This is a genomic window from Citrifermentans bremense (assembly GCF_014218275.1).
In the GTDB taxonomy this organism is placed as follows: Bacteria; Desulfobacterota; Desulfuromonadia; order Geobacterales; family Geobacteraceae; genus Geomonas; species Geomonas pelophila.
In genome coordinates, this window is the sequence record NZ_AP023213.1 from 2776097 (window position 1) to 2798640 (window position 22544).

Genomic DNA, 22544 nt, shown 5'->3' on the forward strand with positions numbered 1-22544 from the left:
TCAGAAGAGCTTCTTCAAGGCCAGGATGAGCCGGTTGGTCGCCCTGGCGTCGGCCGAGCTCTCCCAGTCGCGGCGGTAGTCGATGTAGCTGTAGCTGAGCGAGGCGGAGAAGTCGTCGTTGAAGGCGTAGTTCAACCCGGCGGTTCCGCTCAGGTGGTAGGCATAGTCGGCCGCGTCGCGGCGGCTCACCTTATCCAGGAGCAGCACCAGGGAGCTGCTCAGGCGCGGGGCGAGCTCCTGGCGCAGAAAGCCGCTGACGTAGGCCTTCTTCCTGTCCGGGGCCCTCGTCCCGGTGTCGGTGTACTTCGAGTAGCCGACCGCCCCACCCCAGGCACCGTTTTCGAGGGTCTTCTCCAGCGATGCTTCGTAGTTGTTCTCTTTGGTGGAGATCGCCAGCGGGTCCTCTGTGAAGACGACCCGGGTCTGCACGGTCGCGGTCAGCTGCCCGAAATCCTTGCTGATCCCGGCGTTCCAGAACAGGTTGCTCACGTCGCGCGAGTCGGAGAAGTTTTGCCAGCTGTTTCCTATGCCGCCGAAGAGGAAGGACTTGTCGGCGTACTCGTATCTGAACCCGCCGTTCAGGTCGTGCTGATCGTAGTCGACGATGTCGGTGGCGACGGTGGCAAAGCGGTACCCGGCCGAAAGCGTAAGCTTCGGCGAGGCTTCGACGCTCAGGTCGGCAAAGCCCTGGTTCTCCCGCTTGCTGATCGCGGTCGAGCCCCAGTAGGAGGTGTCGCGGAAGCGGTACCCGGTCTTGAGCGTCCCCTTCTCCCCCAGGCGCCACAGCAGGTACGGGGAAACCACGGCCGTATTCTGGTCGGACTGGTTCGCGAAGAGGCTCTCGCCGGTCACGTCGCGCGTAACATCCAGGGAGACGCGGCTCAGGGTGTCGCTCACCTCCAGGAAGAAAAAATTCTCCACGATCTCGGCGCTGCCGTGCAGGGTGGCGTAGTGGTTCTTCTCCTCGTCTCGGGTCCCGCGCGCGTAGTAGTGGTAGTCGAAGTTGTAGCTCGCATCCCCCGATAGAAACCGGGAGCCGTAGCGCAGCGCAGCGCCGCGCCGGGCTGCACCCTCGTGATGAAATCGGACTTCTTGTCGTGGGCCACCTCGAAGACGTTGTCGTTGTACTCCTCGGAGAGCGTCAAAAGCGGGGTGAAAGTGAGGTCGCCGGCAACGGCAGGGGCGACACCCGCAAGAAGGGCGGCGCCGGCCAGGCCGAGCCGTAAAAGCTTGGATCTATTTCCCGGGCATTTTCTCATTTGCTTCCATTCGCCGCGCTGGAACCGAAGAGCCTGCGCACGAAGCCTCCCTCTACGTTAACCTCCTGAACCGCCTGTTCCCGTATCTGCTCGAGTGCTGCGCCAAGCCCCGCCACGGAGCGCCCCAACTGCGCCACCTCGGTGTCAACCTTCGCCACGTGGCTGTTGAAATCCTCGCGCAACAAGGCGAGGGTAGCACAGACCTCGGAGAGGGCAGCCGAGAGCCGCTCGCTATCCGCCCCGCCCGCCATCCGCACCGCGTCCTCGGTGGCAGGCCTCGTGCCGGTCTTGCCGTCCCCCCAGAAATGCTGCTCGAACTCCAGGTCCCCCAGGACGTCGCGCGCCATCTCGACCGAGGCTACGTTGCTCTCCTCCGCGAAGGCGGAGAGCATCAGGAAGTCGCAGATGATGTTGACCAGGCGGGGGATCCCCCTGCTGAACTGGTAGACGAGGTCGAGTGTTCCCGGCGGGAAGGTGAGCGCCTCCTTGTTTCCCGCCACCGTCATCCGGTGCTCTATGTACTCCGACATCTCGTCCAGGGAGAGCGCTTTCAAGTGGCAGTTGATGCTGATCCGCTGCCTGAGCTGCAAAAGCTCGGGCCTGGCCAGCGTTTCGCGCAGCTCCGGCTGCCCCACCAGCACTATCTGCAAGAGCTTTCCGTGGGCGCTCTCCAGGTTGGAGAGCATCCTGATCTCCTCCAGGAGATCCGCCTCCAGGTTCTGCGCCTCGTCGATGATCAGCATGGGGTGGTTCCCCAGGGCGTACTGCTCCAGGAGGAAATCGTTGAGCTCCCTGAGCAGGGAGACCTTGTCCTTGCCGGCGACCGGAAGCCCGAAGTCGTCGTTGATCATGGCCAGCAACTGCTCCGAATTGACCCGGGTGTTGAAGATCTTGGCGAGGACCACCCGCTCGTAGCGCTTGTTCAGGAGGTCCCTGATGATGGTGGTCTTGCCGGATCCCACCTCCCCGGTCAAAAGGATGAACCCCACCCGTTCCCTGATGCCGTAGTCGAGGTAGGTAAGGGCCTTTTTGTGCGAGCGGCTCAGGTAGATGAATTCGGGGTCCGGGATCAGCTCGAACGGCTTTTTTTGCAGTCGGAAAAACGCTTCGTACATGTTCACTCCCGGGTATTGCGGAGGCCGGAGCTTCTCGGCCACGGGCGCCTGGTGCGCCGGTAAGCTACTGGTTTTCGGCGGAGCGATAATAGGAGTAGCGCCCGTCGTTGTGGTCCACCGTAGCCGCGTTGTACACCATCCCGAGAATCGGGCACGCCTTGAGCGATTCCAGCGCGTCTTTGAGGTTCTCCTGAGAGACGAGCCGCTCCATGACCACGAAGAGCACCCCGTCCACCAGGTGCGCCAGGGAGCGCGCCTCGGCGAAGGGAAGCACCGGCGGGGTGTCCAGGATGATGTAGCGGTCGGGGTAACGGAGCTTCAACTCTGTTAAAAGCGCCTTGCCGCGCTGGGAGGTGAAAAGCTCCGCGGGGTTTTCGATGGCGCGCCCGGCCCTGATTATGGAGAGCTTGCCGATGCCGGTGGGGATTATGGTTTCGCCCACTTGGGCCTCGCCGGTGAGAAGCTCGGACAGCCCCACCCCCTGCTCCACGTTTAGATAGCGGTGCACCGACGGGCGGCGCAGGTCGGCGTCGACCAGGAGCACCGTGTGGTCCAGCTCCTGTGCGAGGCTCAAGGCCAGGTTCAGCGCGGTCAGGCTCTTCCCCTCGCTGGGAATCGAGCTGGTGACCATGAGGCAGTTGCGAAACACTTCGCCGGTGGTCATCTTCACCAGCGCCGACTTGAGCTTTCTGTACTCCTCGGCCGCAGCGGAGTGCGGGTCGTGCAGGTTGACCAGAAAGGGGTTCTGCGGCTCAAGCCTGCCGTACTGCGGGGAGATCGCCGGCACCCTCGGCGGGAGGGGGGGGAGCGCCGGGCTTTCCATTGGCTGCCGCGCGCTTGCAGGCGGCGACTGGTCCATCCCCTGCCGCATGCGCGCAGCCTTTTCCATCGCTTCCTCTATTCTGCTCATATCAACCTCGTTTCTGCGCCGGTCACTGCAAAAGCCCCTTGAGCTGCAACCGGGTTTCGGGCCCGGAGAGCATGTCCAGCACCTTGTCCATGTAGGGAAGCCCCAAAAGCTCCATCCCCGGGAATACCATCAGCACCAGGAAGTAGAACAGCGCGCACCCTAAGATCAGCCGCGAGCGCTTGCGTCGCTTCGCCTCGACCGCCGGGTCGTGCAGCCTCGGAACGACGGCCAGAACCGGCACCCCCAGCCCTTTTACGAACTCCACCTCTTTCACCGTGCTGTTCAGGTGGTCGAGGAGGAAAATGAGGGCAAGGCTTCCGGCCACTCCCCCTACAATGCCCAACAGCATCAGCTTGAGCCGGTCTGGACTGGAGGGTTTCACCGGGAGCAGGGCCGGATCGACGATGCGGAAGGTGGTGGACTTGTCCTGCACCTCCATCTGCTTTGAGACCTCGGACTGCCCGTGACGGGCAAAGAGTTGGTCGTAGATGTTCTTCTGGTTTTTCTTCTCCAGTTCCAGCTTCTCAAGCCCCGCCTTCGCCGAAGGGATGGTCTGCAAGAGGGAACGGTTGGTTTCTATGTAACGCCTGAGGCCGCTCTCCGTGATCTTGATGGCGGCGATTTCGGACTCGATCTTGGCCAGTTCCCCCGGGTCCAACGGCTGGGACTGTTGCCCCCGGCGCTCCGACAGTTGCGCCTTGACCGTCTCGATGTCACCCTTGATCTTCAACACCTCGGGGAAGCTTTCGGTGTACTCCACCAGCAGTTCGTCCAGCCTTTTCTGCAGCGCGGCCAGCCTGCTCTGCAGGGGATCCCCTGTTCTCTTCGTGATCTGGCGCATCCCTTCCAACTGGCGGCGCCTGAGTTCGAGGTCGTAGAGCTTCTGCTGGGCCGTATTGATCTCCTCGAAGAGCCTCCCCTCGTCGATGGCGATGATCCCCCCCTTGTCGCGCTTGTAGGCGTTCACCTCGCTCTCGGCTTTCTGCAGTTTGGTGTTGAAGGTGTCGATCTGCTCGGAGAGGAATTTTGTGGCGTCATAGGACTCGCCGCGCTTGGAAGAGATGTTCCCCTCTATGTACAGGCGCACCAGTGTGTTCACGTAGTCCCTGGCGACGCGGGGGTTGGTGTGGGTGAAGGAGATGGTGAAAAGGTTCTTGTCCTTCACCTTCACCTTGGTGCTAAGCTGCAGCTGTTTGATCAGTTCCTCGGTCTCGCTGTCGCTCTTCCCCAAGTTCAAATCTAGGCTGTCGACGACCTTGGTGAGGAGGGTGCGGCTGGTGATCTCGTAGGTGAGGACATTTATGGTTTGTTCCATGGAGGGGGTCACCGTAATCCCCTTGACCAGCTCGCTGATCACATTCTTCTCGATGAAGACGGTGCTTGTGGCCTCATACTTGCGCGGAAGTACAAAACTCACGACGAACACCAAGGTCATAAGCAGCAGGGCGATGACGACGAAACGCTCCTTGTTGCTGATCAACAGTTGCAGGTATTTCTTGTAATCCGTCTCTGGCGACTGCATAAAGCTCCTGTCCTTAAATGTTGCTGCTCAGGCTTCGGGGCGCTGCTTCGGGAAGTTTTCCAGCGTCTAGAAGAAACTCTCTTTCACGAGCACGTAATCGCCCGGCTTAAGCTCGATGTTCTGGCTCAGGTCACCGTCTTTGAAAAGCTTCTTCGCCTTAACCTCCAGCGACTGCTCCTGGGCGCCGTTTTTCCTGCGCACCAGCACCTCGTTCTGGTTGGCGAACTTGTTGAACCCCCCGGACTCCAGGATCGCCTCCATCACCTTCATCCCCTCCCGGTACTCGATCGCCTTCGGGGTGTTGACCGCGCCCAGGACGTAGACGCTGCGGTCGGTCAGAAGCGGGATGAAGAGGGAGTCGTTGGATTCGAGGAGCAGGTCCTGACCGATGTCACCCAGGGTGAAGAGCCGGTACAGGTCCGTTTTCACCTTTTGCCCTCCCCTCAGCAGATAGGCGTTGCGGAGATCGGCGGTCTTCACGTCCGGCAGGGTGCAAAGAAGCTGCAACAGCGTGGTGCGGCGCGAAAGGTCGTATACGGCAGCCTTGACGCCGGAGCCGAAGATGTAGACCTTGGAGTTGGTGATCTCGCGCACGGTTACCGTGACGATGGGGTTTTTCACCAGTTCCTTGAGCCTAGACGCGAGATGCGCCTGCAGAGCGCTCGGGGCCATGCCGCTCGCAACCACCTCGCCAAGCCCCGGGACGGTGATCTTTCCGTCAGGGCGCACCTTTACCGGGAAATTCAGCTCCTTCACCCCCCACACGGCGATATCCAGGCTGTCCCCCTCGCCGATCTGGTAGTCGGCCGAAAGCGCAAATAGGGGGAAGCACATGATCAGCACGACGGAGAAAAGCAGGACTTTCAGCTTCATCTGGGCACCTCCTGCCCTCTACCGCCCCCTGCCAAACAGCACCACCTTCACAGTCTCGAAGATGATCTGTGTGTCAAGGAGAAAGGAGAGGTTCTTGATGTAGTAGAGATCGTAGCGGAGCTTTTCCTTGGCATCTTCCACCGTGGCGCCGTAGGGGTAACGGACCTGGGCCCATCCGGTGAGCCCTGGCTTGATGGTGTGCCGTTTGGAGTAGTAGTAAATATCCTTTTTCAAGTTTTCCACGAACTCCGGGCGCTCGGGTCTGGGACCGATGAAGCTCATCTCCCCTTTGAGCACGTTATAGAGCTGGGGTATTTCATCGATACGGGAGTTGCGCAGGAACTTCCCCACCCGGGTGATTCGGGCGTCATTTTTCGCGGCCCACACGGCGCCGTTTCGCTCTGCGTTCTGGCACATGGAGCGGAACTTGTACAAAAGAAACGGCTTTTCCCCGCTGCCGACGCGCACCTGTTTGAAGAAGAGCGGCCCCGGGGAGTCCAGCTTGATGGCCAGGGCGATCAAGGGGAAGAAGGGGGCGGCCCAAAAGAGCCCGAAGACGGAAAGTAGGATGTCGACGCAACGCTTGTAGACGTTGATGAGAGCGTTCCTGCGAAATCCCGAGGAAAAGATGATCCAGCTCGGAGTCATCTCTTCAAGCATGAGCTTTCCCTGCACGATCTCGTAGAAGGTTGGGGCGTCGACGATCTCTATCCCGTTTAGCTTGCAGCGCATCATGTCCTGCAGCGGCAGGACTCCCCTCCTCTCGGTGAGCGCGACCACTATGATGGAGACCCTGTGGGTGCGCGCGATCTGCAGCAGATCCCCCTCATGAGGTATCATTTGCGACTTCAGGCGTTCGCAATGGGGCACCGTTGCCCCAACCGCATCGCCGCACTCCAGGTAGCCGGCCAGGGTGAAGGAACCGCTTTGCGACCCGATCATCTCCCCCAACTGCCAGGCAAGGTCGCCGGTGCCAAGGATCAGGACGCGTTGGGCGAAGGGAACGGCGCGGGCTCCCATCCCCGAAATCGCGTACCAGGAGAACTGGAAGATGATGAAGAAGCCGAGGGCGAAGAACAGGACGCCGCGCCCGAGCATGAGGCTCGGGTTCAGGTAGTAAAGCACGGAAAGCAGGAAGAAGGCCGCGCAGCCTGACTGCAGACAGGCCGTGAAGATCTCGCGCTTGCGGCTCTCTTTGGGTAGGGCATGGACCTCCATCAGGTAGGAGGAAAAAAGGTTTACTCCGACGAAGATGATGCCGGCGGTAATTCCCCGCTCCGCCTGCCAGTCATCGGGCAGGTCGAAGCCGCCAAAACGGACCCCGGCCGCAAAGATCAGTGCGGCCACGGCCATGAGGGCGTCGGTGAAAAGATTGAGGGCTACGCGCAGGTTCATAAAATATCGTTCCCGGTCTGCTGGTTATAGGGGCCTTCTGCAATAACAGGAAACCGTCGAAACACGCGGCCTGCCGTCCCCTGGTCACAGGAAACCCTTTCGGCGCCGATGCAGCGAGAGTCTATCTCTTCAACTGGGAAAGGAGCGTCTGTGCTGCCTTGGCGTCTGGCGACTGCCCAAGGGAGAGCGATTTCTGCAGCGCCTGTTCGCTCTTGGCCTTGTCCCCGGCAAGATAATAGGCGAGCCCCAGGTGGTAGCGTACCGTAGGGTCGTTAGGAAGCAGCGCTGCGGCGCGCTCCATAACCTTCACGGCATCTGCGCTGCGGCCGTTCTTGGCGAGAGCGTAGCCGACTGTGTCCATGACGCCTGGGTTACCCGGCTGCAACTTGAAAGCGTTGATGGCAAGTCGCAGGGCTTCCTCCTTGCTGCCGTAGCCGTCGGCACACAGGTAGGCGAGATTGTTTAGAGCAGGCACGTAACTGTCGTTTTTTTGCAGCACGGCGCGGTAATTTCCCACCGCCTGCTTCTTATTACCTGTTACGTCGTAAAAGGCTGCGATGGCGAACTGGGCCGCTACGGAATCAGGATTTAGCCTCTGCGCATACTGGTAGGAAGCAAGCGCCTTGTCGTATTCCTTGGTCGCCTGGTACAGGTTTCCGAGGGCGACCCGAGCCTCCACGCTCTTTGCATCGGCGCGGATCGCCTTATTGACCTCGTTGATAGCGGCTGGAATGTTCTTCAGGCTTTGGTGCACCGTGGCCAGGAGCAGGTAACCCTGGCTGGAGCCGGGGCGCTTGGCGATGAGACGCCCTGCCTGCTCGATGGCCTTGGAGGAGTCGTTCATCGCGACGTATGCGCCGATCTTCAGGGCGACGCCACGCTCCTCATTCAGGGCCTCGACCTGGTCGAATACCTTGAGGGCCTTCTGGTATTCCTTCTGGGACGCCAGGATGCGTCCTTTTGCTTCGAGAGCTGAAATGGCGCGAGGATCAAGTTTTATCTCCTCGTCCAAAACGGCGATAGCCTTCGCGGTATTGCCTTTTTTCTGATGGTAGCCGGCCAGGGCCAGGAACGCTTCCGGTGCCTTGGTCTGGGTTGCCTTCTGGTAATAGGCGACTGCGTCCGCCTCTTTGCCACTGATGTCGCTCAACGCTGCCAATCCTAGCAGGGCGCGCAGGTTCCCGGGATTGCGGGCCAGCAACTGGTTTAGCTCTGCCATGGCGCGGGGATAGTCGCCGGTTGCGGCATAAACGCCGGCCAGGTTCTGGTAGGTTGCGGCAAACGCTGGATCAACCTGTTTGGCCTGCTCCAGAGTCTTGATCCCCTCCGCTTTCTTCCCTGCGGAAAGCTGCAGTGATGCGATGGCATTATAAAGCGGGGCATCCGTCTTGCCACCTTTCAGGCCGGACTGCAAAGTGGAAAGCGCCTTGGCAGTTTTTTTCTGACTCTGGTAATAGGAGGCAAGGAGAAGCCGGTTGTTTTGCGCGTCGGGAGCGGCTTGAACGGCGGTGGCAAGCTCGGTTTCCCCTTCGGCATACCTTCCCTTGCTGAAGTAAAAAGCACCCTTCTTGAGGTGGGCATTTACCATCTTTGGATCGAGTTTCGTCGCGAGGTTCAGCTCTCGCATCCCATCCTCGAAGAGCCCCTGTGACATGTAGGCCCCTCCCAGAAGGTTGTGAGCCAAAGCGTCTTTGTCGTCGGAAGCCAAAACTTTCTTGATCTCGGTTATGCCGTCCTCAGTACGTTTTTGCGCCAGCAGGGTCTGTGCGGTCATCAGCCTCGACTTGCGCGCTTCAGGCACCCGGTCCAGGACTACGCGGAACTGGCTCAGGGCATTCTCCAACTCGCCCTTGCTGTAGTAGCTAAGCCCCAAGAAGTGATACGCCTCAAGGGTCGGAGAGAGCTTCACAGACTGCTGCAGCGAGGTGATAGCCTCGTCGAACTTCTTGCGATAGAACGCGGCCAATCCTTTCAAGCGATATCCATCCCCCTTACTGGGGAAAGTCTTGATCATCTGATCGGCACTTTGGTCCGCCTTGTCCACCTCTCCCTTCTCCAATAGCAACAGCCCCAGCTTGTATTGGGCGTTGATCTGGTTCTGATCCAGTTGCAAAATTCTCTGGTACAGGGTGGCTGCCCTCTCGCCATGGCCCGAGCTGTTCTCTATCGCTGCCAGCATGTAGAGCGCCTTGAAATTTTTCTGGTCGGCCTGAGCTACCTCGTTCAGGAGCGCCTTGGCCTTTTCAATGTCTCCCGTGGCCATATCAACGGAGGCTAACTTAAGTTTAGTCGTACTCCGGGAAGGATCGACGTTGAGTGCCTGGATCAGGTACTGGCGCGCGTCCTGATACTTTTTCTGAACTAGACAGGAAATTCCAGCTGCCTCAAGCCCCTCGACCGTTCCTGGATGTCTTGAGAGGTATTGGGTTGCATATCCGAAACTCAGGTCACCTTTTCCTGCCGCGTTGTTCAGCCTAGCCAGTTCCAGCAGCACCTCGTCACGGGACGGATTCTGTGTAAGGACTTTGGTGAACTCCTTTTCAGCCTGTTCATACTTTCCAAGAGCGGCGTATGCCTTGGCCAGTTGGAAACGTGCGTCTAAGTAGTTTCCGTCTTTTTCCAGCGCGTTCTTGAAAAAGACAATTGCTGCACCGGGATTTGAAACCTCTAATTGTTGCACCCCCTCGTTGTAAAGGGACTCTTTCGTCTTGCTGTCGCATCCAATGCAGGTAAGCAGTATGACCAACACGAGAGAAAACTTCTTCAGCATAATTACACCTCGGAGATAGCCGAAAGTTGAAAACTTCTGCTAGAGAAACAATATTAAAGGTTGCTGTCGGGTTTCTTAACAGAAGGGGCTCTAATTATCAAGTTAATTTTTTGATTCGACTAGGTGGAATTGCCCCACTTATACCCGGTAAAACAACGAGTTGCCATAAGCGGCCCCCAAGACATAGGATGTTGTTAGCATCGGGACATCGAGCGACTACAGTAGCTAAGTTGGCTGCACAATCGATAAAATCAAATCATTGGCAAGTTCAAATTATCTATTTTCAACTTATGTTAAAGGTGACGTCAGCAGCAATCTCGGTCCTAGCCGAACCTCGTCTGGTAGCATCTCGCGTGCCAGCATAAGCCCGATGAGAGCTGAAACGCGTTGTGCGCCAAGTTTGGGAATTTTGCAAGTGGCATGTGTCCGCAGTTTTTTGCAGGTACAGATGATGAAGAGTTTTGATTAACTCTCTGAATTTTAGCCAGAAATACCGAGGTAGTTGCTCGCGTGGGGCATATTACTCCCTCATATGTATTTTCCACAATTCCTCCAAAGAGGTGCACCCCCCTTAGTTAAAAGAGCCTGCAGATTGATATAGCTTTGCCTTCGCTCCCAGCCCGACACTGTCGGTTTTTTTTACACACAACTCCTCTTCCAGACCACCTTTGTGCATAAACATCGGCATTCTGGCACGTTGACGAGGTTGGTACCCCTATTGCAGAAACACCGCATCCACGTCTTAGCGAATTCGATAGCGAGTGTCAATAAAGGAGAAATTACTATGAAACGCATGGCTGCAATCCTGGCAGGTGTGATGTTGATGTTAGGAGTCGGAACCACGGCACAAGCGCTCACCTTAACAGTTACAAGCGGAACTGACTCCAAGACAATCACAGACGGCCAAGCCGGCGACATGAGTTCCACGGAAGGCAAGATTAGAGTCTATGATATGATTGTAGGCAACTACTTGATAACAGTTGATACAGCCCTGGGATTCAGCCACCCTTACATTTCTTGGCCACAAGCCCTTCATCTGAGTGCTGCTTTCACATCAACCGCACCGGGAGGATCCCTCACATTCATACTGACTGATTCTGGCCTGTCGTTACCGAATCTGAGATCTGACTTATCGCCGAATGCCATCATGCAGTATGGGATCGGTGGCGCCATCCAAAAAGGCGACGAAATCACCAACACCATAACTTACAGCACGAATGGCACTGATACAAATCAGCTCCCAGGACTATCCTTGATAGGCTCTGGGATGTCGTTCAAAGCAGAGGATAATGCATTGGTGGATCTGGCAAACCCCTTCACCATTAGCGAAGTCGTGACTATAGATTTTGGGCGTAATCCAGGAACCTCAAGTTTCGACGCTGCAGTAAACATCATCCCCACTCCGGAACCTGCAACCATGGTACTGCTCGGTGCAGGATTTCTTAGCCTTGCTATCTACTGCAAACGAAGGAAAAACGTTTAGGACGCCAGGCAACCAGCTGTGATGGCGGCACTCTTTAGTGCCGCCTTTTTTTTACCTAAATCAGTTGCATTAACGATACATGCCTTGTAAAAAAAACCGACACCCAACAGTAGCTGTAAAATATCCCGACACCCCTCTTCTGCAAGAGTACGGGGCAAACTCAGGTTTAAAAAGGACAATCATGACAGATAGCCGGTTTCTTGGGCGACTTAACTCTGCCACCTTCCAACGTACAGCGCCGTTCGCCATGTTCATGGCATTCATCGCAGTAGAAGAGGCCATACGGTTTGCAGCACAACAGCATTGGCTGAATCTTCCTGTCACACTGTTGTACTACCTGTATCCTGTGAAAACTGTCACTGTTGGGTTTCTGTTATACAAGTTCTTAAGTCGTTATCATGAACTGCGCTTCCAGGATCTTTGGCAACTGAGGAGCACAGTCTGTGTCGTAGTATTGGGTATTTTAACTTTCGTCATTTGGATATCCGCGGATTGGGCCGTCACGCTTACCCCCGCCCCAGGTTTCAATCCAACAATGCTCTCGGACGGAGCAGTGAGGGTAGTAATGACGGCATTTAGGTTTGGCGGCGCCGTATTTGTCGTGCCTCTAATGGAGGAAATCTTCTGGAGGTCTTTCCTGTTACGCTACCTAGTGGACACTGACTTCGAGTCCATTCCTATCGGTTCCTTCACCTGGAGTTCCTTCATCATCTCCACAGTTTTGTTCGGGTTGGAACATCATTTTTTTGTGGCAGGCATGATAGCCGGCGTTATTTACAGCCTGATAGTGTACAAGACAAGAAGCATTGTGCAATGCGTGTTGGCACACGCCATCACCAACCTTGCCCTCGCCTGCTATGTGCTCTACACTGGCAAATGGTATTTCTGGTGAAGGGATGCTCGGGATTACGGTTAAAGCTGGGGTTGAGTGAACTGTAGCAGTTTAAGTTTCTGAACCACAGATTATGCCGTACCATTCTGGAAGTGGTGAGAAGTCTGACAAGGTTGCTGGCGTCACGCTCGACTGAAAGCGACTCTAGAACCGATACAGGTATAGTTTCATTAATTCAGAATCAGCCAGTACCTCATCAAGGTCCTGACACATAACAGGAGTTAGATGGAAACATCGGTGGAGGGCACTGCATACTCGAAGCTGTAAAAGAAGCCGACACGTCTGTGAGATCGTTGTAAAAGGATCCGACATGCGCTTGGCATCACTGGGTGTTGCACTCACCGAACATTCTTCTCTCGGGACCGTTATACATCTGGGGGTGGTTTGCGGAGCGGATGGGATCAACGCCGACGGTGACCCAACCTGTGGAGCGAAGGAATCTGGCGACAACTCCAGCCTCTATCAGACTGTCAAGCATGTAATCATTCACGTAGTCGTAACGATTGTTTGTCCAATTCACCTGAACAAGCATGCGCCCCTCCTCAACCCGCCAGTGTAACCATTCTAAAAAGACGCAAACCATAATGCAAATATCAGGCCCCATAGGGGTCGTAACTGGGCCAGCTTCGACATACTAAACGTAAGCCAAAGGTCATAGATCGCGCTTCAATGACCGGTTCTGATCGCGATCTCATACTTTGCGCCGCAAGGTCAACCAAATGATGCGGTAAGACAGAAATGGTGGCCGCCCACCTCGATAGGAAGACAGTGGGATCTACAGAGAGAGCACTCGCTAAGCCTGTTGCAGGTTTAGTCTGATAAGTCTACTACGCCACCTTCTCCGGTTGCGTTACCGGTCCCCTTGGATTGAATGGCGCCAGCAGAAAAAATGACAAAACCATATTTGCCATAATGGGTAATTTTCCACGCATATTTTTTAGCTGATTCAACTGTTTCCGGCTGAAACAACGCGACAACTCCTCTTTCCGTGGAAGGCCGTTTTAGCACCACGAAAAGAAGGGTGTCCCCGCCTGCGACTGCAATTGCTGACTCATAGGCTGTTTCTACTTCCGGAGGAATGGAAGGCAGAGACAACCTCTGTGGCTTTCCGCAAAAGACGACATCGTGTGAAGCAGCCTGGTCCTGGTCCAAGGCGGATTCTACCATTACTCGCGCGTCACCTTGGGAAAGCGATGCGAGCATCGCCTTAAATATCTCGGGTTGCACCTGGCAATCTTGTGTAATGACACCGAGTAGCGACGTTGACCCTTTTAAGCTGTTTACGGTAGCAGGGATCTCTGTTGGGGAAATTATTCGAAAAATTGAGGCAGCAGGGTCAAGATGGATCCGCTTTGGTCGTGCAGACGTGAATACGGCAAACCTGGTTGCATTTTGATCTGGCACCGGCACCACCTTTTCAATTGCTCCGCTCTCCATCTCAAGCCGTAGCGGCAATCGTACCTCGAATGGAGGAGATGGCTGCAAGACGGTTCCGGTCACCAGCCATCCATCCCCCTGGCGTTTCTTCTCCACCTGTGCAAGTGAAAGACGTGGTCCACCAGGGCGGGACAGCCACGGCTCAAGCCAATGATGAAGGTCACGGCCAGCACTACGTGAGAACGCGGCAACAATATCCCGCCAGGAAGCCGAAGCATACATGCGGTCGCGAGCTAATGCCCGCAGGGCATTGAAAAACGCATCATCACCTATTTCAGAACGGATCATGTGAAACAGCATCGCTCCTTTGCCGTAACCTATTGCCCGGGAAGCAGGATCGTTGCGACTGACAAAACTTGTGAGGGGAAAATCGTTTTCAGCATTAACCAGCGAGGCGTAGTCGATCAGGAGTTGTTTGCGGTATTCCAACGCCTCGGCTGGTGACCTGCGCTCCTTTAGCAGGTAATCTGCGAGATAGGTGACGAGCCCCTCGCACCAGTTCCCCTGACTCAGGTCGACGTCTATCCCGTTACCCCACCAAGAATGCGCTATCTCATGGGGAAGACTGGTGTCGGCGATGAAGGGAAGTCTGATCACAGCCCCACCGAGAAGCGTAAAGGAGGGGAAACCATACCCCGTCGGGAAAAAGTTTTCCACGATCGCAAACTTTTCAAAAGGATAGGGACCAATGAGGTCCTGATAAAAGGACAGGTATTTCGCCGCCGCCTCCAGGTAACGAGGCGCCAAATTGGCGTTGCTGCGGTATAGGTAGCTGTAAAGCCTGACACCAGATACCTGCCTCTCCTCGACGAGGTATGGCCCGGCACTGACAGATGGCACCCCAACCGGCCGGGACTCCTGCCAGACTGACTTAGTCACTTTCCCTGATGTTTCCCTGAGCACCCTGGCTCCGTTGGTGATGCCCTCTATGCCAGCCGGTGCGGTTATGGTGATTTTGCGGCTCAGAGGCACCTGCGCCGGAACGGGGTACCAGTGCGACGCGCCACCCAGAAAAGTCCCCCCTGCAGTGATCGCAGCATTGACACCGTAACTTGGATCCTCACTTGCCGCAGGGCTTCGAGAAACGGGATCGTTGAACTCGGCCCGATAGTAGACCGTTACTTTTAAGCTGTCCCCTTCAGGGAGATCCAAAACGAGTTTCCCCCGCGCAAAGTTGAAGGGGATTTCTTTGCCAGCGGCGCGAACTGACTCTACTTGCGCCGTTGCAGCCAAATCCAGCGAAACCCGATCGGCACCATGGTCGAAAATAACGTCGCTCTGCCCCGTTACCAAGTGGCGCTCAGGCTCCAGCGAGATGGAAATCTCCTGCACCTTCACCCGTGGCCCCAGTTCGGCAGCGCCAGCCCCCCCTCCCCCAGCCATTACAAAGAGAACCATAGCACCATAGATCAATGAAAATCTCACACTCCCCCCTTTACTTATGCACCTTCCGGGCAGCCGCAAGCTCCTGCGGCGGGACGTTTTTACCTTTTTCTCGAACAGCTCTGCAGTTTCCTTTTCGACGCCATACCCAAGGGGAGAATGCAGATGTCCAAAACGTTTCGTATACCAGTACTCCTGCTTTTATGCCTGTTTTTTTCCGCCCAGGCCCATGCAGGTGCCATAACCCGAGTGAGCGATCACCAGACGGTCACCATGCAACAGTTAACGGCAAAGGCAGAAGCAGTTGATCTGGTACTGATAGGAGAGGTCCATGACAAACCTGCCGTCCACGATTTGCAACTGTCGATAATACGTTCGCTTCAGGACAAAAAACAACCGATGGCGATCGGGCTGGAGGTAATGCAGTCCAACAGCCAGCAGCAACTCGATGACTGGGTCAGCGGCAAAATGACAGAGGAGCAGTTCCAGCCTGTATTCGCGCAGAACTGGTCCTACGACTGGCGCCTGTACCGCGACATCTTCATCTTTGCACGGGACAACAAGATCCCCCTGATCGCGCTGAACGTCCCCAAGGAGATAGTGGTAAAAGTCTCACGACAGGGGTACAAGGCGTTAAGCAAGGAGGAAATTAAAAACCTGCCCCCGGGCACCAACGCCGATCTCAACAACACGCACACCGAATTTTTAAAGCGGGCGTTGAAGCACAGACACTGCGCAACAGCGGCATGGCGATGAACCTCGCGCAGTACGTGGGACAACACCCAAAAACAAGAATGGTAGTTCTCGCCGGGATTTGGCATGCCATCAAAAACGCAGTCCCCGAACAGCTGGACCGAAAGGGCAACAAGCTGAGCAGCGTAGTTGCCTGAGATTCAGGAGTTCAGCGGCGGAAAGGGAACTGCCGACCTGATAGACTACCTTGTCCAACTGCCGTCACAGTAAAAGGGGAAAGGCCTCTACCCTGCGCCTATGAAGGCAAGGGGCCTGGGCTATGTCCTGCACGGCAGCAATACCCTATTCCCGTTACCATTTCCTTAGCAGGGAATCCCACGCGGTAAAAACATCAGAAGAGTTTGTTCCACATCACCGTGTACCCCCCGCCAGACCGACCGTTCCGAATCATACCCGACTCCCACGTATACGCGAGGTAAAAGGAGGAATCCCACAAGAAAGCGCTATCGAGGGTGATGGTACCCGCGCCTGCTTCCTTGTCTCGGAAAACCACGCGGTTTCCTCCCTCAACTGTGGCACGGTCGGCCCAGATGTAGGACCCATAAAGGCTCAGGTAAAGAAAGAAGGTAAGCTCCCGGCGGTATCCTGCGGATACAGTGGCATAGGAGGTCACCGGTATATTGTCGTAGATGATGCCGGTGTAGTGAGGACGCACCACATCGTCGGCTTCACTCGGAAAAGAGGCTCCATTAAGGCGAAAGGCGTTAAACCTGTCCCCGTTGTTGTTGAAGGTATGACCGGCATATGCACAGTAGATGAGGCGATCCCGCTCCGACCGGCCCGGAATGCCCGCGGCACCGGCAAGGTAGCCGCTAAGCTGCAGGTAGTTGCGGTTTCCATCAAGCGTCGCGGTAGCTGATTGATCACTCCACCTGTCCCGATGCATAAAGTCCAGATCCCCTCCTGCGGCAAATCCTTTGTGCGGCAGTTCCAGCAGGTTGCGGCGCATCGTATCATAGTGAACGCGCCCCCTGGCGCCATAGAGCATGGTGTCGCTGGGGACTGAGAGGTCAGCCGCCGTGTCACTACCCAACTTGGCATAAAAATATCCTACCCGTCCCAGCAGTTGCAGTCGCAGGTCATTATCCACCTCCAACGGGTGCACCGGAATTCGCCACCCCACCCCCATCGAGCCCAGGAGCGTTCCCCAGTAAAGAGAAGTCCCCTTCATTTCCGCGCCTTCAAGCACCTCGCTTTGCTGCACCGGGAGTGTGTAGTTCTCGAAGTGGGTGACGAGTTCGACACCCCCAAGGTTCTTGTCGTACTCCAGTTCATTCACAAAGAGGCTGACCGTATAGCGGGCGCGGTAATGTTCCTTGATACGGCGGTGGTAGAAAACAGCCACCGGCAAAGCAGTGGTCCCCCCCTGTTGCGGGGTGAGTAACGATGCCCCAAGGGTGATGGAGGTCATATCGCTGCGATCAAGCGGAGGGATGGCGACTTTCTCACCCATGAAGACCACTTCGCCTGGCTCTCCTGCAAGAGGAGTATGGTAAATCGAAGAGCTGTCGTCCGCGCGGACACAAACCGCACAAGGCGTAGATAGAGTGAGGAAAAACAACAGCGCCATGCTGATCAGGGTGCCCCCCCTGATTGGCGAAGCCGAGCACGAGCTGTTTTGACGCCTGCCAAAGCCACCGTATCCGCTCGTCTTTTCCATTTGGAGCGCCGCTGCTGCCATCTTTAGGAAGCTTTCGGCTTTACGCATGTTTTCCCTCCACCTGAAGTCAGCTCCTGAACCGTGAACACGCTACACTATAATGGATAAATCCTGTTGCTCAAGAAAAACTAACGCACCGGCCACAAAGGGGCATTTTGCGACTTGACAACGCATGGTTGTCATCTGCTATGGTTACCATAAGTAAACCAAGGGAGGATACCCATGGAACAGCTAACGGAAAGACAAACAGAGGTGCTTCGGATCATCACGCAGCATCAGGAGACGTACGGCTACCCCCCTACCCTGCGCGAGATCGCAACGAAGCTCGGCATCTCGGGGACACTGGGAGTGATGAAGCATCTGGAAGCCTTGGAGAAGAAAGGATACCTGCGTCGACAAGAGGGAAGTACGAGGGGGATAACCCTGTGCCACCAAAACCAGGCCGCAAGCCTCCCCATTGTCGGAGTGGTGCGCGCTGGTCTGCTGCATCCGGCCATAGAGGATATCGAAGGGCACTTCGCCATTGACCGCTCCCAGCTGGCGTCGGGTGGGGCTTTCTTTCTGCGGGTCAAGGGAGACTCGATGGTCCATGCCCACATCGTGGAAGGGGACCTCGCCCTGGTTCGCCCTCAACCCCATGCCTCCAACCGCGACATAGTCGTGGCCATGGTGGAGGGGGAGGCGACGTTGAAAAGGTTCTACCGTGAAGCGGACCGCATCAGGCTGCAGCCGGAGAACCCGAACTACGAGCCGATCATCATCGAGAAGGGCAAGCAGGAGGTTTCCATAGTGGGGAAAGTTGTTGGCATCTACCGGCAGATGGAGTAGTTTGATGCAGCCCGTTGCCGAAAGCATCAGAGTCGCCGCTATCTTCACTCCCGGGACACAGATCAAGCCGGTATGGTTCGAGTGGCGCTGCCGCAAGCACGCGATTGCCGCGACCTCCTACTTCTGGAAGGACTCCCTCGGCGCCGCGACGCGGCTGCACTTCGCGGTAAGCGACGGCAGCAATCTCTTTGAGCTCATGTTCGACACCTCCGATCAGAGCTGGACATTGGTGGGAGTCGAGGCGCAGTAGCCGGATCGAGACTTGGAACAAAACCGCATCATCCTACACATCGATATGAACGCCTTCTTCGCCTCGGTGGAACAGCAGTCGAACCCGGCGCTTTCAGGCAAGCCCGTCGCCGTGATAGGTGCGGCAAAGCGAACCATTATCACCACCTGTTCCTATGAAGCGCGCGCTTTCGGGGTCAAGACCGGCATGAACAGCTGGGAGGCACGCCAAAAATGCCCCCAGCTCATCTTCGTGGTCGGCAACAACCGCAAATACAGCTACACCTCGAAGCAGATTATCGCCATCATGCGGCAGTACACCCCGCAGGTAGAGGTATTCTCCATAGACGAAGCATTCCTAGACGTCACCGCAAGCCTCTCGCTCTTCGGCTCCGCAGAGAAGATCGCCCATCTCATCAAGCTGCAGATCAGGGAACGTTTCGGCCTCACCTGCTCGGTGGGGATAGCCCCGAACAAACTGCTGGCCAAGCTTGCCTCCGACATGCAAAAGCCCGACGGACTGACCATAATCGAGCCGGAAAAGGTGGCCCAGGTAATGGAACGCCTGCCGATCCAGGCGCTTTGCGGCATCGGCGCGAAGATGCAGCAGCACTTGACCAAATTCGGCATCAAGACCTGTGGAGAACTCGGGAGGTTTCCGGTCGAGACACTGAGGAAGCATTTCGGCGTAACCGGGGAAAGGCTTCATTTCATGGGGCTCGGGGTGGATGACTCGCCTGTTGTCCCTGAAGACGAGGCAGAAGAGGTCAAAAGCGTCGGCCACAGTACCACCTTGGACCGCGACATAACGGACCGCAGCGAGATTCTGCTCCAACTGCTGCAGCTCTCAGAGATGGTGGGAAGGCGCGCCAGGAAGTACCAGGTTACTGGTCGAACCGTCACTCTCACCGTCCGCTATGCCGACTTCACCACATTCTCCAAGCAGCAAAGCCGCGGAGACTACACCAACAACAGCGAGGAGATCTACCGGGCTGCGGTGAAGATCCTGGACACCCTGGACCTGACGCAACCGGTCCGGCTCCTGGGCGTTAAGATCACCAACCTGAGACACCACACCGAACAGTTGCCGCTTTTTGCCGAGGAACGCAAAAAGGCGCTCGTTGCGAGCGCCATGGACGATGTGAATAACAAGTTCGGAGATTTCGCCGTCACCTTTGGGAGCCTTATCGGCAAAGAAAAAGGGGCGAAGGTGATCTCGCCCGCGTGGAGGCCGGAAGGCGTCAGGAACGTCGACGCCGACTGATCCCTGTCAGAACCCCGGCACCCCCGTCGGCACTTGGTCCCAATAGGTGACCATGCCGTTATGCCACTTCACTATCTGTACGCTCTCATCCTGCGAGATCACTATGGCTATAGCCTGATGCAGCTTCTGACACAGACGGTAGGCCGCCCGGTGGCGGGTCCCGACACCCTCGCTTAGGACCGGCTCGGACTGCTCCCCTTCCGTATCAAGTGCGTGCGCCACCATGCCTACGCTGTCCAGATCACCGGAGATCACCCCGCCGAAACCTAGAAGTTCCTGCCTTTTGGTTATCACCACAGCGCCGTCGACTGCGGAAAGCGCGGCTATGAAATGTGCGACATCGAAAATGGCCTCGTCCAGAAGGGCTATGTTCTCGTTCTTGCTGTTTACGTACTCTTGCCACCCCACCTGTTTTTCTGGAGCATCTGGGTCCCCGTGGATCTCAGCCAAGGTATTCATGATTCGCAGGGTCAGGCTCAGGAAGCGCTGCCTGGAATCGTACTCCAGGAACTGGTATTTGAGGGTCAGGTAAGGATTTTCCTCCAGAATCTCCTCTGCCATCTCAGGAGGAAGGTAAACCAGCAGGCCACCATGGTTCGAGTTTCTGATCACGCTGATGATCCGCCGTATGGCCTGTTGCCCTATGCTGCTGCCGAATTCCGGGTCCAACTCTGCCCAAGCGCGTTCAGTGCGGACGCGAGCGGCCTGGTGCAGAGCCCAAGTCTCCGCGTTGAGAGCGCCAAGGCTTGTATTGAGCCATTTCGAGTTGAAGACGTCGAGCGTGGGGCAGTTGATCTGTCCACCGTTCAAAGACGCTATGATGTTGTCTCCAATACAGACTGAGATCTGCCCGGGGCCGGTAACGTACACCACCAGGCTCAACGGCATGGGAGGCGAAGTCTTCCTCCCGCCGTAGACCGCGTGCATCCAGCGGGTCCCGGAATGCAGCAGCCCCCAGATCTGGGCACCCAGCGCCGGCTCAACGAAGATCCCGATCAAGGTACGGTAAAAATCAGCCGCCGGCGCCAGACGGTGCAATTCGTACTCGTTAAAGGGACGGGTCCTGGAGAAGATCAGTCGATGCATCCCGGTGGGCGGCCCTTCATTGGCGGCGAACAGGTAGGAGTCCCTTATGATGAGTCGAAACATCACCGGTCGCTCTTCTTCCCGCAAAAGACTCGCCTGGTAGCAGGTCGAGATCACCTGTTCCAGTGTCCCCCGGTCCGGAAGCTGGAACTCCCCCCCCTCTTCCCGGCAAAGGCGCGCCACGAAAGCTTCATCCTCCCAGCGCTCGAAGATGAAGGAGACCAGGTCTCTCGGATAACTGTGACCAAACGGCGATGGGGTGCGCGTGAGCGATTCCTTTATCTTATTCATTCTCCTCTCCCCAGCCTGCACCCGCGATTACAAGCACCAGACCCGGATGCCTGCCGCAGACATGGCCCGGCTGTCGTAGATACCCTTCACGTCTATGAGCACAGGGTTCTCGACCATGAGGCTCGCGAACTTCTTTGCCCCCCAGGCACGGTATGAATCGTGGGCGACCGCAGCGATAACTGCAACTGCGGGATGGAGTCTTTCCGGCTCATGGAGCGTCACCCCGTACGCCTGCTGTGCCTCCGCCGGGTCTGCTATCGGGTCGCACACCTGCACCTTCAAGCCGTAGTCGCTGAGTTCGGTGAGGATGTCAACGACCTTCGAGTTGCGCAGGTCAGGGCAGTTTTCCTTGAAGGTGAGCCCCAGCACCGTGACATAGGAGCCAAGAACGTGGTGCCCTGCCCTGATGATCTCCTTCACCGCCCGCTGTGCGATGAATTTCCCCATGCCGTCGTTTATGCGCCGCCCAGCGAGTATCACCTGGGGGATGTAGCCGATCTTTTCCGCCTGGTAGGTGAGATAGTAGGGGTCAACGCCGATGCAGTGTCCCCCTACCAGACCCGGCTTGAAATTCAGGAAGTTCCACTTGCTCCCCGCCGCAGCCAAGACCTCGCTGGTATCTATCCCCAAGCGGTCGAAAATCAGCGCCAGTTCGTTCATGAGCGCGATGTTCAGGTCCCGCTGGGTGTTCTCGATGACCTTGGCGGCCTCGGCGACCTTTATGGAGGGAGCAAGGTGCCCCCCCGGCTTGACAACCGAGGAGTATACTGCGGCCACCTGCTCCAGGGTACGTTGGTCCTGACCGGAAACGACCTTGAGGATGCTGGTGAAGGTGTGCTCCTTGTCGCCGGGATTGATCCGTTCCGGGCTGTAGCCGACCGTGAAGTCATCTGGACTCTTCAGCCCCGATACCGACTCCAGGATGGGGAGGCAGACCTCCTCCGTCACGCCTGGATAAACGGTCGACTCGTAGACCACGATATCCCCCTTCTTTAGCGCCCGGCCCACGGTTTCCGACGCGCTGCAGAGCAGGGATAGGTCCGGCTGGTTCGCCGGGTCTACCGGAGTCGGCACCGCAACAACGTGAAAATCCGCCAGCGCAAGATCTTCAATCTTGTCGGTAAAGCAGATCTCCGCGCTGAGCAGGTCCTCGGAGGAAACCTCCCCGGTGCGGTCCAGCCCGGAGCGCAGCTCCTCGATCCTCTTCGAACTGATGTCAAACCCGATGGTTCGCTGCACCCTGCCAAAGGCGACCGCCACCGGAAGCCCGACGTACCCTAGACCTACCACGGAAATCTTGCGATTATGCGCCATGTTGCACCTCCCTATGCGGCACATCTTTCAATATGCCTCTGCGGTTGTGAGCGCATCGTGCTCGACAATCTCGCCTGGTCC

18 protein-coding genes and 1 pseudogene are annotated in these 22544 nt (G+C 56.8%); 6 read left to right on the forward strand and 13 right to left on the reverse strand.

Annotated features, from left to right (window positions below; genetic code table 11):
* The 8 genes from GEOBRER4_RS12180 to prsT all read right to left on the reverse strand — a co-directional run bounded on the left by GEOBRER4_RS12180 (window position 1) and on the right by prsT (window position 9844).
* On the reverse strand, window positions 1-921 hold the full coding sequence (locus GEOBRER4_RS12180; RefSeq protein WP_226377775.1) for a porin family protein: 921 nt from the start codon (window positions 919-921) through the stop codon (window positions 1-3).
* Window positions 894-1259: a hypothetical protein gene (locus tag GEOBRER4_RS20095; protein WP_226377776.1), complete on the reverse strand. Its 366-nt coding sequence runs from the start codon at window positions 1257-1259 to the stop codon at window positions 894-896. The genes GEOBRER4_RS12180 and GEOBRER4_RS20095 overlap by 28 nt, the downstream gene beginning before the upstream one ends.
* Window positions 1256-2374 carry an XrtA/PEP-CTERM system-associated ATPase gene (locus GEOBRER4_RS12185; protein WP_185242521.1) on the reverse strand — a complete coding sequence of 373 codons (1119 nt, stop codon included), beginning with the start codon at window positions 2372-2374 and terminating at the stop codon, window positions 1256-1258. The genes GEOBRER4_RS20095 and GEOBRER4_RS12185 overlap by 4 nt, the downstream gene beginning before the upstream one ends.
* Window positions 2375-2438: 64 nt before the next feature.
* On the reverse strand, window positions 2439-3284 hold the full coding sequence (locus GEOBRER4_RS12190) for an XrtA-associated tyrosine autokinase (protein ID WP_185242522.1): 846 nt from the start codon (window positions 3282-3284) through the stop codon (window positions 2439-2441).
* 22 nt (window positions 3285-3306) lie between these two features.
* Window positions 3307-4806, reverse strand: coding sequence for an XrtA system polysaccharide chain length determinant (locus GEOBRER4_RS12195; protein ID WP_185242523.1), 1500 nt, complete (start codon window positions 4804-4806; stop codon window positions 3307-3309).
* Window positions 4807-4872: 66 nt separating this feature from the next.
* Window positions 4873-5679 (reverse strand): XrtA/PEP-CTERM system exopolysaccharide export protein, encoded by an 807-nt coding sequence (locus tag GEOBRER4_RS12200; protein WP_185242524.1) that lies wholly within the window; start codon window positions 5677-5679, stop codon window positions 4873-4875.
* 18 nt (window positions 5680-5697) lie between these two features.
* Window positions 5698-7074 (reverse strand): TIGR03013 family XrtA/PEP-CTERM system glycosyltransferase, encoded by a 1377-nt coding sequence (locus GEOBRER4_RS12205; RefSeq protein WP_185242525.1) that lies wholly within the window; start codon window positions 7072-7074, stop codon window positions 5698-5700.
* A gap of 121 nt (window positions 7075-7195) precedes the next feature.
* Window positions 7196-9844 (reverse strand): XrtA/PEP-CTERM system TPR-repeat protein PrsT, encoded by a 2649-nt coding sequence (gene prsT, locus GEOBRER4_RS12210; protein WP_185242526.1) that lies wholly within the window; start codon window positions 9842-9844, stop codon window positions 7196-7198.
* A 784-nt stretch (window positions 9845-10628) separates the two neighbouring features.
* On the opposite strand from prsT, the gene GEOBRER4_RS12215 reads away from it, so the two are divergent.
* Together GEOBRER4_RS12215 and GEOBRER4_RS12220 are read left to right on the forward strand one after the other, a co-directional pair.
* Window positions 10629-11327: a PEP-CTERM sorting domain-containing protein gene (locus GEOBRER4_RS12215; RefSeq protein ID WP_185242527.1), complete on the forward strand. Its 699-nt coding sequence runs from the start codon at window positions 10629-10631 to the stop codon at window positions 11325-11327.
* A gap of 181 nt (window positions 11328-11508) precedes the next feature.
* The gene (locus GEOBRER4_RS12220; protein WP_185242528.1) at window positions 11509-12219 is read left to right on the forward strand and encodes a CAAX prenyl protease-related protein; all 711 of its coding nucleotides are present in this window, start codon (window positions 11509-11511) and stop codon (window positions 12217-12219) included.
* A gap of 322 nt (window positions 12220-12541) precedes the next feature.
* Here GEOBRER4_RS12220 and GEOBRER4_RS12225 read toward each other — a convergent pair whose 3' ends face one another.
* Together GEOBRER4_RS12225 and GEOBRER4_RS12230 are read right to left on the reverse strand one after the other, a co-directional pair.
* The gene (locus GEOBRER4_RS12225; protein ID WP_185242529.1) at window positions 12542-12751 is read right to left on the reverse strand and encodes a GSU3473 family protein; all 210 of its coding nucleotides are present in this window, start codon (window positions 12749-12751) and stop codon (window positions 12542-12544) included.
* A 278-nt stretch (window positions 12752-13029) separates the two neighbouring features.
* Complete coding sequence (locus GEOBRER4_RS12230) at window positions 13030-15081, reverse strand: M1 family metallopeptidase (protein ID WP_226377777.1); 2052 nt, start codon at window positions 15079-15081, stop codon at window positions 13030-13032.
* Window positions 15082-15312: 231 nt separating this feature from the next.
* On the opposite strand from GEOBRER4_RS12230, the pseudogene GEOBRER4_RS12235 reads away from it, so the two are divergent.
* Window positions 15313-15929 (forward strand): annotated as a pseudogene (locus tag GEOBRER4_RS12235) (ChaN family lipoprotein).
* A gap of 194 nt (window positions 15930-16123) precedes the next feature.
* On the opposite strand, the gene GEOBRER4_RS12240 reads toward GEOBRER4_RS12235, so the two are convergent.
* Window positions 16124-17500 (reverse strand): porin, encoded by a 1377-nt coding sequence (locus GEOBRER4_RS12240; RefSeq protein ID WP_226377778.1) that lies wholly within the window; start codon window positions 17498-17500, stop codon window positions 16124-16126.
* A gap of 174 nt (window positions 17501-17674) precedes the next feature.
* Between GEOBRER4_RS12240 and lexA the strand changes: the two genes are divergently transcribed.
* Genes lexA through dinB form a run of 3 tightly spaced genes read left to right on the forward strand, consistent with a single transcriptional unit; the run spans window position 17675 to window position 19772 of the window.
* Window positions 17675-18280, forward strand: a complete 606-nt coding sequence (gene lexA, locus GEOBRER4_RS12245) for a transcriptional repressor LexA (protein ID WP_185242530.1) — start codon at window positions 17675-17677, stop codon at window positions 18278-18280.
* A gap of 4 nt (window positions 18281-18284) precedes the next feature.
* A complete protein-coding gene (locus tag GEOBRER4_RS12250; protein ID WP_185242531.1) occupies window positions 18285-18530 on the forward strand; it encodes a hypothetical protein in 246 nt (81 codons plus the stop codon).
* 12 nt (window positions 18531-18542) lie between these two features.
* Window positions 18543-19772: a DNA polymerase IV gene (dinB, locus tag GEOBRER4_RS12255; RefSeq protein WP_185242532.1), complete on the forward strand. Its 1230-nt coding sequence runs from the start codon at window positions 18543-18545 to the stop codon at window positions 19770-19772.
* Between the two features lie 6 nt (window positions 19773-19778).
* On the opposite strand, the gene GEOBRER4_RS12260 is transcribed toward dinB, so the two are convergent.
* Both GEOBRER4_RS12260 and GEOBRER4_RS12265 read right to left on the reverse strand, forming a co-directional pair.
* Window positions 19779-21149: a putative sensor domain DACNV-containing protein gene (locus GEOBRER4_RS12260; RefSeq protein WP_185242533.1), complete on the reverse strand. Its 1371-nt coding sequence runs from the start codon at window positions 21147-21149 to the stop codon at window positions 19779-19781.
* Between the two features lie 27 nt (window positions 21150-21176).
* Window positions 21177-22463: a nucleotide sugar dehydrogenase gene (locus tag GEOBRER4_RS12265; RefSeq protein WP_185242534.1), complete on the reverse strand. Its 1287-nt coding sequence runs from the start codon at window positions 22461-22463 to the stop codon at window positions 21177-21179.
* Between the last annotated feature and the right edge of the window lie 81 nt (window positions 22464-22544).

Coding starts and splice junctions, on each gene's coding strand:
- GEOBRER4_RS20095 (WP_226377776.1), bottom strand. CDS start 1,259: ATGAGAAAATGCCCGGGAAATAGATCCAAGCTTTTACGGCTCGGCCTG.
- GEOBRER4_RS12185 (WP_185242521.1), bottom strand. CDS start 2,374: ATGTACGAAGCGTTTTTCCGACTGCAAAAAAAGCCGTTCGAGCTGATC.
- GEOBRER4_RS12190 (WP_185242522.1), bottom strand. CDS start 3,284: ATGAGCAGAATAGAGGAAGCGATGGAAAAGGCTGCGCGCATGCGGCAG.
- GEOBRER4_RS12195 (WP_185242523.1), bottom strand. CDS start 4,806: ATGCAGTCGCCAGAGACGGATTACAAGAAATACCTGCAACTGTTGATC.
- GEOBRER4_RS12200 (WP_185242524.1), bottom strand. CDS start 5,679: ATGAAGCTGAAAGTCCTGCTTTTCTCCGTCGTGCTGATCATGTGCTTC.
- GEOBRER4_RS12205 (WP_185242525.1), bottom strand. CDS start 7,074: ATGAACCTGCGCGTAGCCCTCAATCTTTTCACCGACGCCCTCATGGCC.
- prsT (WP_185242526.1), bottom strand. CDS start 9,844: ATGCTGAAGAAGTTTTCTCTCGTGTTGGTCATACTGCTTACCTGCATT.
- GEOBRER4_RS12215 (WP_185242527.1), top strand. CDS start 10,629: ATGAAACGCATGGCTGCAATCCTGGCAGGTGTGATGTTGATGTTAGGA.
- GEOBRER4_RS12220 (WP_185242528.1), top strand. CDS start 11,509: ATGACAGATAGCCGGTTTCTTGGGCGACTTAACTCTGCCACCTTCCAA.
- GEOBRER4_RS12225 (WP_185242529.1), bottom strand. CDS start 12,751: ATGCTTGTTCAGGTGAATTGGACAAACAATCGTTACGACTACGTGAAT.
- GEOBRER4_RS12240 (WP_226377778.1), bottom strand. CDS start 17,500: ATGCGTAAAGCCGAAAGCTTCCTAAAGATGGCAGCAGCGGCGCTCCAA.
- lexA (WP_185242530.1), top strand. CDS start 17,675: ATGGAACAGCTAACGGAAAGACAAACAGAGGTGCTTCGGATCATCACG.
- GEOBRER4_RS12250 (WP_185242531.1), top strand. CDS start 18,285: ATGCAGCCCGTTGCCGAAAGCATCAGAGTCGCCGCTATCTTCACTCCC.
- GEOBRER4_RS12260 (WP_185242533.1), bottom strand. CDS start 21,149: ATGAATAAGATAAAGGAATCGCTCACGCGCACCCCATCGCCGTTTGGT.
- GEOBRER4_RS12265 (WP_185242534.1), bottom strand. CDS start 22,463: ATGGCGCATAATCGCAAGATTTCCGTGGTAGGTCTAGGGTACGTCGGG.